We start from the raw sequence: 15,192 nt of genomic DNA, 5'->3' as shown, positions 1-15,192 counted from the left end.
GCAATACCTATCCCTATTACAACCGGCCAAAAGCGATATCATGCGCTTCAATCGTCGCTTGAATATCCTCATCGCTATGAGCTGCCGATACAAACATGCCTTCAAATTGCGAAGGAGCAATGCTTACGCCCAAATCGAGCATGGAGGCAAAATACGCTTTGAACCGTTCCAGATCCGACGTTTTTGCCGTTTCGAAGTTAATGACGAACGTATCCGTAAAGAAAGGGCATACCATGGAGCCTACACGGTTAATCGTGTTCGGAATGCCATGCTTCAGCGCATTCGCTTCAAAGCCGAGCTGCAGCTTGACCGCTTGGCGCTCTAGCTGCTCATACACTTCAGGCGTCAGCAGTTTAAGCGTGGTGTAGCCCGCAGCCATAGCAAGCGGATTGCCCGAGAGCGTACCCGCTTGATAGATTGGACCGCTTGGAGCGATCATTTCCATTAACTCGCGCTTGCCGCCGTAAGCGCCGACAGGCAAGCCTCCGCCGATGATTTTGCCAAAGCAAGTCAAATCAGGTTTAATATCATAAAGCCCTTGCGCGCAGCTGTAGCCAACCCTAAAGCCTGTCATAACCTCATCAAATATAAGAACCGTACCATATTGCGTCGTAATATCGCGTAAGCCTTGCAGAAATCCAGGCAAAGGCGGCACAACGCCCATATTGCCGGCTACCGGCTCAACGATCACGCAAGCGATTTCTTCGCCGAACTTTTCGAATGCAACCTTAACCGATTCAATATCATTATAAGGAACAGTTATCGTATGCGATGCTACGTGCTCAGGCACGCCTGGGCTGTCAGGCAGGCCAAGCGTCGCCACGCCGGAACCAGCTTTGATTAACAAGCTGTCAGCGTGTCCATGATAGGAGCCTTCGAATTTCAAAATTTTACTGCGCTTCGTATAGCCGCGAGCCAGTCTCAAGGCGCTCATCGTCGCCTCCGTGCCGGAATTCACCATCCGAACGATGTCAACAGATGGCACGCGCTCGCATACAAGCTCAGCCATCAACGTCTCTAGCTCCGTAGGGGCGCCAAAGCTGGTGCCTTTCTCAGCCGTACGCTTAATCGCCTCGACGACCTCGGGATGAGCGTGTCCCATAATGAGCGGCCCCCAAGACGCCACATAGTCAAGATAGCTGTTACCATCGATATCATAAATGCGGCTGCCTTCCCCGCGTTCCATATATACAGGGTTTAAGCCGACCGATTTGAACGCTCTAACCGGGCTATTCACTCCACCGGGTATAACCTTCTTGGCTCTCGCAAAAGCTTCTACTGAACGGGCATCATTTCTAAGGTTCGATTCACTCATCTGCTTATTCCTCCCCTTTTAACCAGCGCGCCGCGTCCTTCGCATGGTACGTTATGATCAAATCCGCACCGGCACGCTTCATTCCCGTCAACGTTTCCAGAACGATTTCACGCTCATTAATCCAGCCATTCGCTGCAGCGGCTTTCACCATCGAATACTCGGCGCTTACGTTATAAGCGGCAACGGGCAAATTATACTTATCTTTAAGCAAACGCAAAATATCGAGGTACGCCATTGCAGGCTTAACCATCAGCATATCTGCACCCTCTGCAATATCTGATTCGGCTTCCCGAAGCGCTTCTCTTACGTTAGCGGGGTCCATTTGATAAGTCTTGCGATCCCCGAACTGTGGTGCAGAATGGGCAGCATCACGGAATGGTCCGTAATAAGCGGAAGAGAATTTGACGGAATACGATAAGATGGCAATATCGCTAAAGCCGGCATCGTCCAGTCCTTGTCGAATCGCCATTACAAACCCATCCATCATGTTCGAAGGAGCTATAATGTCCGCTCCCGCTTCCGCTTGCGATACAGCGGTTTGTACAAGCAGATCAAGCGACGAGTCATTATCTACTTCGGCAATGCCCGATTCCTCATGGACATGAACGATGCCGCAATGGCCATGGTCCGTGAATTGGCATAAACAGGTATCAGCAATGACAACAAGCTCTGGTGCCCATTCCTTTACTGCTCGAATAGATTGTTGAACGATTCCATCTGCAGCATACGCGGATGTGCCAAGCGCATCCTTATGCTCTGGAAGGCCAAAGAGCAGCACCGATTGAATGCCCGCAGCAACAACTTCGCGAATCTCTTCTTCGAGAAGATCAAGCGACAAGTGGTACACGCCCGGCATGGATGGGATTTCCTCTTTTATATTGTGACCATGCGTTACAAAGATCGGATAAATAAAATCATTTACGCCAAGCACCGTTTCTCTTACCAGACTTCTTAGCGCAGACGTTCTGCGCAATCTGCGATGTCTCACTGTTGGAAAAATCATCGTTTATTCATCCTCCTTACTGTAGTGGCCGATGGTTTTGGCGGTATTCTACAATAGCCTGAAGCAACCCATCTAGCGTAGAATCCTCTGGTTCAATTTCAACCTTTAGCCCTGCATCGACAGCGGTTTGCGTCGTTATCGGCCCGATGCTTGCAATCGGGATATCTGAAAGCATAGCAACGGGATCCGATATCCCTTTGCGCTTTAACAGCTCCAGCAAATTCGTTACGGTTGATGAGCTCGTGAACGTAATCATATGAATCTCTTTCTCGCGAATCCATTCCAGCGCAAGCTCATCCTGAACATCAGCCAGAACCGTTTCATAAACATCGATTTCCGTTGGAATCAGTCCAAGCGCCCTAAGCTCACGCGGCAGCACCTCACGCGCAAGATCACCGCGAGGCAGCAGAACGCGCTCACCCGCACGCAGCTGTGAGCTGAGCTGTTCCAGCAAACCCTCCGCATGGAACTTCACCGGCAGCACTTCGGCCACTAAGCCTCGCTGTGCTAGCGCAGCAGCTGTCTTCGGACCAACGGCAGCGAGCCGGGCTCCGTGAAAACGCCTAACATCGATTTGAAATTTGCGAAGCCAACCAAAAAAATATTCCACTCCGTTTACGCTGGTAAACATGAGCCAGTTATACTTTTCTGCTTGCTCTAATTGCTCTCTCATGGCCTCGATAACGGCAGGGTCTGATGGTTCAATCGTTTCGATGACAGGAAATTCACAAGGCTCGCCGCCGAGCAGCTCAATTTGATCTGCCAGCTCGCTCGCTTGCGCCCTAGCGCGAGTAACGAGCACCCGCAAACCGAACAATGGCTTGCGTTCGTACCACTGAAGCTTCTCACGCTGCAGCACAACTTCCCCAACGACGATAACGGCCGGAGGCTTGAAGTTCGCCTCTCTGACGATCGCTTCAATCGTCTCCAGCGTGCCGACTACCGTCCGCTGTTCCACTCTCGTACCCCAGCGAATTAAGGCAACCGGCGTTTCAGGCGGCTTGCCATGCTTGATAAGCTGACCGGCAATATAGCCTATTTTGGCAACACCCATAAGGAAAATAAGTGTTCCTGTTGCATTTGTTACTTTATCCCAATGAATGGAGCGGTCCAGCTTGTCCGGACTCTCGTGCCCTGTAATAATCGATAATGAGGAGGCTAGATCGCGGTGGGTTACCGGAATGCCAGCATACGCAGGCACAGCGATCGCTGAGGTTATGCCGGGCACAATCTCGAACTCAATTCCGTGATCATAGAGCAGCTCCGCCTCTTCGCCTACACGACCAAAAATCGTTGGATCCCCGCCCTTAAGGCGGGTAACCGTCTTTCCTTCCAACGCCAGATCGACGAGGAGCTGATTGATCTCCTCCTGCTTCATCGTATGACGGTCAGGCAGTTTGCCGACGTAAATTCTCTCCGTTCCCGGCTTCACATGGCGCAGCAGCCTTGGACTGGCTAAACGGTCATAGACAACGACATCACAAGCTTCCAGACATTCCAATCCTCGTACAGTAATCAGCTTCGGATCTCCCGGTCCGGCACCAACCAAATAAACCTTCCCCTTATCCAAACCTGTCATCCCCCAATTTCAGCTAATATCCGATCTGCACCGCGGGCGACAAGCGCTGCAGCGACATCCCGTCCAAGCTGCTCGGGGTCTGTCCCCTGCTTAATTTCTTTCAGAAGAGTTACGCCGTCAGGTGTTCCGACCATGCCCGTCATGACGAGCTGTCTAGTCCCCTTCTTGTCTTCGATTTCATCCCCAAGGACGCAGTATGCGCCAATCGGAACCTGGCAGCCGCCATTTAAAGACCCAAGAAAACTTCGCTCTGCTCGAACCGTCAACTCTGTTTCATGATGATTAATTAAATTCAGAAGCTCACGAATTTGCTCATCATTCTCTCTGCACTCAATGCCAAGCGCGCCTTGTCCGACAGCAGGCAAGCAAATATCGACCGGAATATTCGTGGAGATGCGGTCTTGCCAGCCCATGCGGGTAAGTCCTGCGGTCGCCAGTACGATGGCGTCAAAGCCTTCCGTTTCCAATTTGCGTATGCGGGAATCAATATTGCCGCGAATCGATTCCAGCTGCAGGTCTGGACGCGCATTTTTTAACTGGCTAGAGCGACGCAAACTGCTTGTCCCAACCCTAGCCCCAAGCGGCAAATCATCGAGTGACGCGCCCTGCTTCATGATCAAACAATCCCGTGGGTCAATGCGCTTCGGTATCGCTCCGTTGATCAATCCTTCAGGAAGCTCATAGGGCATATCCTTCATGCTGTGAATAGCCAAATCGATATCTCCATCTACAAGCGCTTGCTCGATCTCCTTAACGAACAAACCCTTTCCACCCACCTTGGACAAGGTTACGTCGAGAATGCGGTCGCCTTTGGTTACAATTTTTTTCACCTCAAACGTATAATCAAAACCATGCTTCTCGCTAATTCGCTTAAGCTCGTCAATCACTTGCCCGCTTTGCGTCAACGCAAGCGCGCTTTGCCTTGTGCCTACCACAATCACACGTTTTCCTTGATCTGATCCTGCCATTATGTATGCCCCCTGTCGATTCGATGAAGAAGGCTTTGCAGCCATTCATCAAGGTCAAAGTCGTTATGTCCGAGCTGGCCGGCTTCATCAGCCGCAAGCTTTAAAATCGTCGTTCTTTTCCGCTCATCCGTGATGCTGATGCGCACAAGCTCACGCAACCGCCTCAGCCGCGTCAGCATCACTTCATACTCCGCTCCGTATTGCGCGGCAAGCTGTTGTTTAATTCGCATCGATAACGCAGGGCTTGCTCCCGAGGCCGTAACGGCAAGCAGCAAATCCCCTCGCCGGACGACGGAAGGGGATATGAAAGAGCTGCTGCTGGCCTCGTCAGCAACATTTACCCAGAGCCCAAGCTTTTGGGCATCCGCCGCTATTTCCTCGTTTACCTGCTTATTGTTCGTAGCTGCAAAAACAAGCCAGGCACTTCGGAGATCATCAATCGTATACTCACCGCGACGACTGCGAACTTTTCCTTCAGCAAGCAGGTTTTCAATAACCGGTGTATAGGCCGGACTAATCACCCATATCTCATCGGCTCCAGCCTCCAGGAGCCCTAGCAGCTTGCGCTGCGCGATTCCGCCGCCACCGAAGACGACGCATTTTTTTCCTTTTAGCTGCAGGACGATCGGATAAAATCCATTCATTTTGTCAGATCCCCCTGCTTATTCGTCGCATTCCTTAATGGAATGAGGAGAAATAATTAGACAATAAATTCAAAAGTAGCAGTCCGAATGAAAAAATATACAGTCGGGCCAGCTGTAATCCCGGCCGCCTCAGCATCGCTCTCTGATAAACGTAAATCACGTACATGACCAAGGTAGCAAAGGAAGATAACACTTTCCAATCTAAGAGTAGAGTTGCTCTTCCTTCAACGAGCAAAGAGGTCACTGCGATCGCCAGAGACATAGCAAGCAGCGGGACGCCGACAATGACTGCCCGGTCTCCATATCGCTCGATCGTATCCAGGCTTGGCAATCTGCGCACAACGCTTGTCCACCGTTTTCTTTTGAGCTGGTTATGCAAAAATAAGTACATTCCGGCAAACAACGCTCCTAGCGTCAGTGCCGCATACGCACATAAAATTAAACTAATATGAATGTATAATAGCTCTCTTGTTGCTTTCCAAAGCTCAAGCGATTCGCCCTTGCCAGGATTGCTGTACAGATTCAAAGCCAACACCGCAAAGCCGATCACATTGACGAAAAAAACAATAAAATCAATTTTTATAAATCGACTGATTACTAAAGATATGGTGACGAGCAGCCAGGAGAACCCAAGCCAGTATTCAAAGGGGGTAACTGTAGTCATTTGCAGATGCAAAATGACCCGGGAAACCAGATAACCAGTCTGCAGTACCCAAACAAAAATAAGCAGCCCTGTACCCATCCGTTTTGCTCTCTGACTTGCATTCATGAAGTCAGAGAAATAAAACAGTAGGCTCAGGGCGTAGACGTAAAGTATCGCATCGTATAAAAAGTTTTGCGTCACCATAGTTCCTCCACATTGCGGCCCTCTAGCTTGTAATAGATGCTAATACCGCCGCGGCTGCATGGGTTTGAACGTTTTTCTTTTTGGCTGCAGCGACAGTATCTGTTGCCGCTTCAAGCTCGGCTTGACGCGTCTTGGCAAGCTCATCCTCCAGCGCAAACAGCTTTACGAACAAATCCATTGCCTCGTCCGCTCGTTTCTCTCCCGCCATTTCTTTAATGCGCAAAATTGGGTCCTGCATCATTTGGTTAACGATGCTCTTCGTAAGCTTGCGAATGACCTTAAGCTCGTGCTCGCCAAGGTCAGGCAGCTTATTCGTCAGGCTGTTCATCGTTTCCTCATGGATGCCTGCAGCTTTGGTCTGTAGAGATCTGATCAACGGCACGACGCCAAGCGTCTTGTACCACTGCTCGAAGAGATCGATCTCTTCGGTAATCATCGCTTCGATCTTAGCTGCCTCTTGGCGACGGTGCTCCAGATTGCTCTCCACAATTCCCTCCAAATCATCGATATCATACAGGAACACATTGTCCACCGCTGCAATAGATGGGTCCAGATCGCGCGGAACAGCAATGTCGATCATGAACAGCGGTTTCGCTTTGCGTCGCTGCATGGCAGAAGCCACCTGCTGACGCGTAAGCACATAGCCGTCCGAGCCTGTAGAGCTAATAATAATATCCGCTTCATGCAGCTTCTCGGCAGCCTCTTCCATCGACCAGGCTAGGCCGTTGAATTTATCTGCCAGCTTCGCTGCACGCTCATAGGTCCGGTTGACGACCACGACACGGTCAGCGCCATTGGCGTACAAGTGCTTGGCCGTAAGCTCGCTTGTTTCGCCAGCGCCGATGACCATCACTGTTTTTTTGTTGAATTGACCAAAAATCCGTTTGCCAAGTTCAACCGCCGCATAGCTGACCGAAACAGCTGATTCACCAATCGTCGTCTCCGAGTGTGCACGCTTGGCCATTGTAACGGCCTGCTTGAACAGCATGTTGAATACGGTACCTGTGGTCTTTTGCTGTTGTGCAAGCATGAACGCATTTTTGACTTGTCCCAAAATTTGCGTTTCACCGATAACCATCGAATCAAGACCGCTAGTGACGCGGAACAAATGATCGATCGCTTTCTCGTCCTCATACATATATAAATGGTTGGTAAAATGCTGTCTAGGCAGCTTAAACCATTTTTCCATAAAGCTCCGAATGTAATGCCCGCATAGATGGTGCCTGTCTACTACTGCGTAAAGCTCGGTACGATTGCAGGTCGCTACTATGACACATTCCATTATGCTTTGTGTCTGAATGAGCTGTGTTAATGCCTCCGGCAAATCCCTTTCCGCGAACGCAAACTGTTCTCTTACTTCTACGGGAGCTGTTCGGTAGTTCAGTCCTACTGCGATAATGTGCATGCGCGGTCACCTGCCTCCTTCTCTAGTGCGTATTAGCCATTGATGTCAACGATTATTATAGCATAGTTCGACATTCAGATAATGTTCATTTATGAATAATATTTGAAAAGTACAGACTCATTATTCCCTTTTCATGCAAAGAAATAACCATGGATGAAATCCATGGTTATTTCGCTATGATCGATAAGTTTTAAAGCTCTTAGACGAGCTCAGTTTGTTTCATTTTCGGCTCTTCCACTTGCAGTTCGCCCATACCGCGTACAAGCTTCTTCGCATAAGTCGCTTTTGGCTTCAGTACAGCAAGCATGTAATCAATCGCAAGCTGAGGATCTACAGTTTCACCGCAGGTATAACAGTCCAGCGCGGCAAAGCCTCTCTCAGGATACGTATGAATCGAGAGGTGACTCTCCGACAGCAGCACGAGCACAGTTGCGCCTTGAGGATCAAATTGTTTCGCTTGAACGGACAATACAGTAGCACCACATGCTTCAGCAGCCTCTACCATATGTGATTGCAAAAATTCAGCGCTGTTCAATAAGTCAAAATCTACACCCCAAGTATCAACAGCAACGTGTCTTCCGAAAGTTGAGTATTCCATCTTCCGGTTCCCCCTTCCTAGGAATAAAATGTTTGAAAAATTTCATCCGCTAGGACCTACGTCATTCACTTCTCGAGGGATTAATCTCTCGCAACATAACTATGTCCTGAGTGAATCCTGGTTCCTATTATTATCATCAACAATGTTTTCAACGAGAATAAAAATAACATCTATCCGAGATAATTGCAATAGTTTTTTCAAAAAAGATAAATCTGCTGCCCCATCTCAGCCCCGTTTTCAATGTATGACGTGCAAGCTTATCCCGTAACAGTGGACTTGTTTACCCTGCCATATTATTTTTAGCATCGTCCGGGCTGTATACAGAAATATGATCAACCTTCTGGGTTGACTCCGAAATGACAAATTTCAGCTCATATTGCTTATTCACTTTGTAAGTGTAAATACTATCGGTGCCATTGACGGTTTTCTCATCCGCAGATCCAAGAGCAACCTCCAAATCCTTAAGCGTGATTGCATTCAGTTTGTCGGAATAAGATCTTACGTCAAAAACACGCATTCCTTTGTTATATCCGAAAGTAATTCCTTTTTTATCATAGGTAGCATAAATGCCATTACCTGCAGATTCGTTCGTATCTGCCTTGCCCCAGCTTTTTTCAATATCATCATATAGGGAGTCATGGGCGGGGTATTCGCTTCCCGAAACCTTCCCTTCCTTCGCTAGATTATAAATAGAGCCAATCAACTGACCTGCCTCAGCACTGCCTTCATTGCCTCCGTTAGCATTCTCTGGCGCGCTGCTTGGCTTGTCCGTCGTCTCAGGCGCTTTAGTCGGCTCTGCACTCGGTGACGCGCTTGGCTGCGTAGTAGGCGCCTCTGAGGATGGAGGGGCTGTTGTATCCGCATTGGCATCATTGTTGCTGCATGCGGTCAAGGATAAGGCAATCGCAAACGATATACCTATAGCAAATTGTTTAAAGCGTTTAGTCTGGCCCATCATGATCAATCTCCTTCTTGTGTCTCGCATCTGTGCTGCTTTCTATTTTATTACCTTTTTATAAACTAAGTTTAAACAAAAAAAGTTGCAGGGCAGCGCATAATAAATTTTAGCAAAAAAAAGAGAAGCTGCAAAAGCAGCTTCTCTTTTTCCGTTTCCCCAATACTGGTTATGCTTCCAGTATGAAGAGCTTGCGAGTCAAATCCGACAAACGCTCGTCAATTTTGTTAATCTCTTCAGCATCCATGGTCTGGTTGCGAAGATCCAGCAATTCATTGACTGCACTGCCCAGTAAGCCGATCTCACGCTCGATCAGACGACTGCGGAACACCCGCTCCAATTGACCAAGCGTATCCTTGAATTCGAACACGACACGGTCGCCCGTCTTAGAGCTTTCAACAATTTGGTGGACGGAACCATTCTTATAATGATAGATCATCGTATAATGACTGTAGATTCGGTTGACGATCGCGTTGCCGCGGAAAGCAGATATCGCTTTTCGCATGGCATTGGTCAGCCTCGGTTGCACAAGACGGCAAGTTAGTACGCAGACATAATTGTTTTGTTGACGTTCAAAGGTCAGTCGGACTTCTTCCCTCCCTGCCACATCTTCGAGAACGAGCTCCTGATTTCCATTGTCGAGCACAAGCACCTGTAAGCGGATTTGTTGCTCTTCAAATAAACGGATAAACTCAGCCATCTCTTCATTCGTCAATTGCAGTTTGGCATTTACATACTCTGTGGCTAGCCGCTTAGCCATAAAAATCTCCTCAATTCTTTGAACTTACACGCTTTGGTCTAGTCATTCTGGTCTTGTTGCTTAAGTATATTATACGTGATCTCAACATTTTATTCCTGTCGTCCAGCCCCGATATTCTCGCATATTCCACAAAATAACGGAAGAATTCACGAGGAATGCCGACTTTTTCACTGTATCCTCTGCTTTATATAATAACTTGCTGCACTTGCTACCTCATGTAGCAATCGCTTCTGTAATGACTTCCCAAAGCTGCTCTCTTCCAATACCCAATTCCGATGAAAATAAAACAACGGAATCGCTTGGATCTGTTTCAAGCGTTTGTTTAATCATTTTGATATGCTTGTCCCATTTCGATTTTGGAATTTTGTCCGCCTTCGTCGCGACGATGCAGGTTGGCACCTCGTAATGCTTCAGCCATTTATACATTTGCTGGTCCAACTGAGACGGCTCATGACGAATGTCGATAACTAGAAGCTGAAGTTTTAAAGGCTCTCGATCACGAATATACCGCTCGATCATCTCGCCGAATTGCGCCCGCTGCGTCTTCGATACTTTGGCATAGCCATAGCCGGGAAAATCAACCAAATAAATTAGTTCATTGACACGGTAATAGTTTAGCTGCTGCGTCTTACCTGGCTGGGAGCTTGTTCTTGCTAAGTTTTTGCGTAAAATCAATTTGTTAATCAATGAAGATTTTCCGACATTCGAACGCCCTGCCAGAGCAATCTCTGGCAAGGCGTCCTCCGGGTATTGATGTGGTTTTACTGCGCTGATGATGAATTCTGCTTGTGTAATTTTCATAAAATCGTTGTACCTGCCTTCTCCTCCGTTTGAACCGGAAGCAACGCATGCTGCAGCACTTCATCCATATGACTGACAGGAAAAAATTGCATATCATGTCGTACGCTATCGGGAATATCCCTTAAATCCCGTTCATTTTCTTTCGGCAACAATATCGTCCGGATGCCTGCACGATGCGCGGCTAGCGATTTTTCCTTTAAGCCGCCAATAGGCAGGACACGTCCTCGGAGTGTTATTTCGCCCGTCATCGCCACTTCCTTATTTACGTAGCGGTTCGTGAGAGCTGAAATAAGTGCTGTTGCAATCGTAATACCAGCTGATGGCCCATCTTTCGGGATGGCACCTTCGGGAATATGAATATGAATATCATTTTTCTCATGGAAGCCAGGATCTATGCCAAGCTCAACTGCTTTGGAGCGGGTATAGCTGAATGCGGCCTGAGCCGACTCCTTCATGACATCTCCTAGTTTACCAGTTAACGTGAGCTTTCCGCTACCCGGCATTATCGTAACTTCGATGACGAGCGTATCGCCACCTACTTCTGTCCATGCAAGACCTGTCACAGCGCCGATCTGATTTTCGCTCTCAGCTAGGCCGTAACGGAACTTTGCAGGCCCCAGCCATTCCTTCAACAGTTCACTTGTGAGATCCAAAGGTTCAACTGCCCCATCTTCTTCTTTGGAGACAAAATACTTCGCTGCCTTCCGGCAAACCGCCGCAATTTGCTGCTCCAAATTCCGAACGCCGGACTCCCGTGTGTACTCTCTGATCAGTTGAAGCAGCACTTCATCTGTTACAGTGAGATGCTCCTCTGTCAAGCCATGCTCCTTCTTCTGCTTCGGCAATAAGTATCGCGTGCCGATCTGCAGCTTCTCAAGCTCCGTATATCCTGGGATATACAGCACTTCCATCCGATCAAGGAGCGGACGAGGAATATTGTGCATCGCATTCGCCGTTGTTACGAACATTACGTTGGACAAATCGAACGGAACTTCAACAAAGTGATCGCTGAACGTATTGTTTTGTTCCGGGTCCAGCACCTCAAGGAGCGCTGAAGCTGGATCTCCTCGGAAGTCCTGAGCCATCTTATCAATTTCATCAAGCAGGAATACGGGATTTAATGAGCCTGCTGTTTTCATGCCTTGAATGATTCTTCCCGGCATAGCGCCTACATAAGTTCGGCGGTGGCCTCGAATTTCCGCTTCGTCGCGCACGCCCCCAAGCGAGATGCGTACGAACTTGCGACCGAGCGACTTCGCAATCGAACGCGCGAGCGATGTCTTCCCGACGCCCGGCGGCCCAACAAGGCAAAGAATAGGGCCTTTCAATTGCTTGACAAGTTGCTGAACAGCCAGATATTCGAGCACCCGTTCCTTCGGCTTCTCCAAGCCATAATGATCATCATTTAAAATAGCTTCAGCCTTGCTTAAGGTTAAGTCGTCATCCGTCGTCTTGTTCCACGGCAAGGACAGCAGCCAATCGATATAATTGCGGATGACGCCGCCCTCTGCCGAGGTTGAAGGCATCTTCTCGAGACGGTCAATTTCCTTCTCTATCTTTTCCTTCACCTGATCAGGTACGCCTGCCTCAGCCAACTGCGAGCGCAGCTCCTCGACTTCGCCGGCGCGGCCTTCCTTCTCGCCAAGCTCCTTCTGGATCGCTTTCATTTGCTCGCGCAAATAATATTCCTTTTGCGTCTTTTCCATTTGCTTCTTGACGCGCTGGTTTATTTTGCGTTCAAGCTCAAGCACTTCACGCTCGTTGTTCAGAATATCAAGCAATCTCTCCAGCCGCTCACCGACATCCACCGTTTCAAGTATATCTTGCTTATCCTTGATTTTAAGCGAGAGATGGCTTGTGATCACATCCGCCAGGCGGCCCGGATCGTCGATATCGGATACTGCCGCATAGGTTTCAGGCGTGACCTTCTTCGATAACGAAATGTAATGCTCGAATTGACTTAGCACAGAGCGCATCAGCGCATCCACTTCCGGATCATCGGTTTCCTGCTCCGGCAATTCTTTGACCGATACTTCGTAAAACTCGTCATTCGGCAAATAATCTAAAATTTCCGCGCGGCTTACGCCTTCCACCAATACGCGGATCGTGCCGTTTGGCAGCTTCAGCATTTGCCTTACCTTTGCGATTGTACCGACTTTATAAATATCTTCCTCCGTCGGCTCCTCAATGTTCACTTCAGACTGTGAACAAAGCAATATCATATGATCTTCGACCATCGAGCGCTCTAGCGCCCGAACCGATTTGTCCCTACCCACATCAAGGTGGAGCACCATGCTGGGATAAACGAGTAGCCCTCTTAGCGGAAGCAAGGGCAGCCGACGACCTTTCGATTTATTAGGTCCCACACCAGCACCTCCAAATGTTAACGTCTACCCTAGTTTATCATTCTACGGATTCAGCCTGCAAATAGGGAACCCCTGAAGCGATAAAAAGATCGGTCCCAAACGGGGCTTCCATGCGTGATGGAGACTGTTCCTCACCAGGAAACACATATTTGAACACTTCTTCCACCTTCTCGACAGGAATGACTTTGAGGCCTTCCAAATCAGCAAAGATTGCCTGCCAGTTCTCTCTCGGTATGATTACCGTGTTTGCACCAGCCTGGAAAGCAGCCTCTACCTTAGCTAATACGCCGCCGACCGGCTTTACGTTCCCATGTATGCCAACCTCGCCGGTCATCGCCAGCTTGTTGTCAATCGGAATGCCTTTAATTGCCGACGTAATCGCCGTTGCCATTGCAATGCCGGCAGACGGTCCGTCAATCGGAGTGCCGCCGGGAAAGTTGATATGCAAATCATAATCCTGTGTATTCAGGCCAACTCGTCTAAGAACAGTCAGCACATTCTCCACAGATCCCTTTGCCATACTTTTTCTTCTAAGCGTGCGCGAGCCTCCGCCTAATTCCTCCTCGTCAACCACGCCGGTAATCGTGAATTGCCCCTTGCCTGTCGCTGCTGGAATCGCGCTAACTTCAATTTCAAGCAGCGTGCCCATATTCGGGCCATACACGGCTAAGCCGTTCACGAAGCCCACCTGCGGCGCCTCCGGCACCTTGCGGTCTGGACGGGGCGGAATTTGGCTGCTGTTGACGACCCACTCGATATCACCTGCGCTTATGCTGTCTCGCTTCTCCGATAATGCAACGCCTGCAGCGAGTTGAATGACATTTACCGCTTCGCGCCCGTTTGTTGCATAGCGCTTAACCACATCAATCGCTTCAGGGCAAGGAGCAAATCCGATTTTTTTAACCGCATTTTCCGCTACCAACCCAATCTCCTCTGCGAGCAGCGGTCGGAAGAATACTTCCATACAGCGTGAACGAATGGCTGGCGGTATTTCCTGCGGCGAGCGCGTCGTTGCTCCAACCAAACGGAAATCGGCAGGCAAGCCATTTTGGAAAATATCATGAATATACACCGGAATGTTGGAATCCTCCGAATTGTAATAGGCGCTCTCCAGAAATACCTTGCGGTCTTCCAGCACCTTTAACAATTTATTCATTTGCACCGGATGCAATTCACCGATTTCATCGATAAATAAAATTCCGCCATGCGCTTTGGTTACCGCGCCTGGCTTAGGCTGAGGAATGCCAGCTACCCCCATTGCGCCAGCGCCCTGATAAATCGGATCATGCACAGAGCCGATGAGCGGATCAGCGATGCCTCTCTCGTCAAAGCGCGCCGTAGTGGCATCGATCTCCGTAAACTTGGCCTCCGGCAAAAATGGCGAAGATGGATTTTTTTTGGCTTCCTCGAGCACCACACGAGCCGCTGCCGTCTTCCCTACGCCCGGCGGACCATAGATAATAACATGCTGAGGGTTCGCGCTGCAAAGCGCTGCCTTAAGGGCACGCAGGCCGTCACGCTGCCCTACGATGTCCTGCATCGCTTGCGGCCTTGTTTTCTCCGCCAGGGGTTTGGTCAGCGATATGCTTCTTAGCTTCCGCAGCTTGTCCATTTCCTTACGCGATTCGCGGTCCACGGCAGAGCGGTTCGTCTTCTGATTGCGCAGCAAATTCCAGAAATACAAGCCAATAACAACAGCAAAAAACACTTGAATCAACATTAACACAACACTTAAACTCATTAGCAACCCGCTCCTTTCAAGCGTAAACGGCCGAAGCCATAAAATTGGCAAGGCTCGTTTCGCGTAGAAATAAAGGCGGTATGGACAGTTATAATCACCCATTCCTTTATTTCAAGCGTAAACGGCCGAAGCCATAAAGTTGGCAAGGCTCGTTTCGCGTAGAAATAAAGGCGGCATGGACAGTTATTTTCGTCCATTCCTTTATTTCAA

Annotated in this window: 13 protein-coding genes; all 13 read right to left on the bottom strand. The window is 49.0% G+C overall.

From position 1 onward, the window contains the following. Positions 1 to 16: 16 nt before the first annotated feature. Complete coding sequence (gene hemL, locus E0496_RS23140) at positions 17 to 1,315, bottom strand: glutamate-1-semialdehyde 2,1-aminomutase (RefSeq protein ID WP_141504143.1); 1,299 nt, start codon at positions 1,313 to 1,315, stop codon at positions 17 to 19. A gap of 4 nt (positions 1,316 to 1,319) precedes the next feature. Further along, on the bottom strand, positions 1,320 to 2,318 hold the full coding sequence (gene hemB, locus E0496_RS23135; protein ID WP_141504142.1) for a porphobilinogen synthase: 999 nt from the start codon (positions 2,316 to 2,318) through the stop codon (positions 1,320 to 1,322). A 16-nt stretch (positions 2,319 to 2,334) separates the two neighbouring features. Then, entirely contained in the window at positions 2,335 to 3,888 is a 1,554-nt protein-coding gene (gene cobA / locus E0496_RS23130; RefSeq protein WP_241674941.1) for a uroporphyrinogen-III C-methyltransferase, read from the bottom strand. A 5-nt stretch (positions 3,889 to 3,893) separates the two neighbouring features. Then, positions 3,894 to 4,865 carry a hydroxymethylbilane synthase gene (hemC, locus tag E0496_RS23125; RefSeq protein WP_141504140.1) on the bottom strand — a complete coding sequence of 324 codons (972 nt, stop codon included), beginning with the start codon at positions 4,863 to 4,865 and terminating at the stop codon, positions 3,894 to 3,896. Next, on the bottom strand, positions 4,865 to 5,509 hold the full coding sequence (locus E0496_RS23120; RefSeq protein ID WP_141504139.1) for a precorrin-2 dehydrogenase/sirohydrochlorin ferrochelatase family protein: 645 nt from the start codon (positions 5,507 to 5,509) through the stop codon (positions 4,865 to 4,867). The genes hemC and E0496_RS23120 overlap by 1 nt, the downstream gene beginning before the upstream one ends. A gap of 34 nt (positions 5,510 to 5,543) precedes the next feature. Next, the gene (ccsA, locus tag E0496_RS23115; protein ID WP_141504138.1) at positions 5,544 to 6,356 is read right to left on the bottom strand and encodes a cytochrome c biogenesis protein CcsA; all 813 of its coding nucleotides are present in this window, start codon (positions 6,354 to 6,356) and stop codon (positions 5,544 to 5,546) included. Between the two features lie 22 nt (positions 6,357 to 6,378). Further along, complete coding sequence (gene hemA, locus E0496_RS23110) at positions 6,379 to 7,761, bottom strand: glutamyl-tRNA reductase (protein ID WP_141504137.1); 1,383 nt, start codon at positions 7,759 to 7,761, stop codon at positions 6,379 to 6,381. A gap of 199 nt (positions 7,762 to 7,960) precedes the next feature. Further along, the gene (gene speD / locus E0496_RS23105; RefSeq protein ID WP_054027216.1) at positions 7,961 to 8,359 is read right to left on the bottom strand and encodes an adenosylmethionine decarboxylase; all 399 of its coding nucleotides are present in this window, start codon (positions 8,357 to 8,359) and stop codon (positions 7,961 to 7,963) included. Between the two features lie 280 nt (positions 8,360 to 8,639). Further along, on the bottom strand, positions 8,640 to 9,314 hold the full coding sequence (locus E0496_RS23100) for a DUF4309 domain-containing protein (RefSeq protein ID WP_206669841.1): 675 nt from the start codon (positions 9,312 to 9,314) through the stop codon (positions 8,640 to 8,642). Positions 9,315 to 9,483: 169 nt separating this feature from the next. Next, positions 9,484 to 10,074 carry a non-ribosomal peptide synthetase module gene (locus tag E0496_RS23095; RefSeq protein WP_141504135.1) on the bottom strand — a complete coding sequence of 197 codons (591 nt, stop codon included), beginning with the start codon at positions 10,072 to 10,074 and terminating at the stop codon, positions 9,484 to 9,486. A gap of 213 nt (positions 10,075 to 10,287) precedes the next feature. Continuing rightward, the gene (gene yihA / locus E0496_RS23090; RefSeq protein ID WP_141504134.1) at positions 10,288 to 10,875 is read right to left on the bottom strand and encodes a ribosome biogenesis GTP-binding protein YihA/YsxC; all 588 of its coding nucleotides are present in this window, start codon (positions 10,873 to 10,875) and stop codon (positions 10,288 to 10,290) included. Next, a complete protein-coding gene (gene lon, locus E0496_RS23085) occupies positions 10,872 to 13,241 on the bottom strand; it encodes an endopeptidase La (protein ID WP_141504133.1) in 2,370 nt (789 codons plus the stop codon). The genes yihA and lon overlap by 4 nt, the downstream gene beginning before the upstream one ends. 37 nt (positions 13,242 to 13,278) lie before the next feature. Continuing rightward, the gene (gene lonB / locus E0496_RS23080; protein WP_141504132.1) at positions 13,279 to 14,982 is read right to left on the bottom strand and encodes an ATP-dependent protease LonB; all 1,704 of its coding nucleotides are present in this window, start codon (positions 14,980 to 14,982) and stop codon (positions 13,279 to 13,281) included. Positions 14,983 to 15,192: the final 210 nt, after the last annotated feature.

The sequence above is a fragment of the Paenibacillus luteus genome, from assembly GCF_006542765.1.
Lineage (GTDB): Bacteria > Bacillota > Bacilli > Paenibacillales > Paenibacillaceae > Pristimantibacillus > Pristimantibacillus luteus.
This window is presented reverse-complemented; position numbering and strand designations above follow the sequence as displayed.

Excerpts from the sequence above, each read along its gene's own strand:
- hemL (WP_141504143.1), bottom strand. The coding sequence starts at position 1,315 with ATGAGTGAATCGAACCTTAGAAATGATGCCCGTTCAGTAGAAGCTTTT.
- hemB (WP_141504142.1), bottom strand. The coding sequence starts at position 2,318 with ATGATTTTTCCAACAGTGAGACATCGCAGATTGCGCAGAACGTCTGCG.
- hemC (WP_141504140.1), bottom strand. The coding sequence starts at position 4,865 with ATGGCAGGATCAGATCAAGGAAAACGTGTGATTGTGGTAGGCACAAGG.
- E0496_RS23120 (WP_141504139.1), bottom strand. The coding sequence starts at position 5,509 with ATGAATGGATTTTATCCGATCGTCCTGCAGCTAAAAGGAAAAAAATGC.
- ccsA (WP_141504138.1), bottom strand. The coding sequence starts at position 6,356 with ATGGTGACGCAAAACTTTTTATACGATGCGATACTTTACGTCTACGCC.
- hemA (WP_141504137.1), bottom strand. The coding sequence starts at position 7,761 with ATGCACATTATCGCAGTAGGACTGAACTACCGAACAGCTCCCGTAGAA.
- speD (WP_054027216.1), bottom strand. The coding sequence starts at position 8,359 with ATGGAATACTCAACTTTCGGAAGACACGTTGCTGTTGATACTTGGGGT.
- E0496_RS23100 (WP_206669841.1), bottom strand. The coding sequence starts at position 9,314 with ATGGGCCAGACTAAACGCTTTAAACAATTTGCTATAGGTATATCGTTT.
- E0496_RS23095 (WP_141504135.1), bottom strand. The coding sequence starts at position 10,074 with ATGGCTAAGCGGCTAGCCACAGAGTATGTAAATGCCAAACTGCAATTG.
- yihA (WP_141504134.1), bottom strand. The coding sequence starts at position 10,875 with ATGAAAATTACACAAGCAGAATTCATCATCAGCGCAGTAAAACCACAT.
- lonB (WP_141504132.1), bottom strand. The coding sequence starts at position 14,982 with ATGAGTTTAAGTGTTGTGTTAATGTTGATTCAAGTGTTTTTTGCTGTT.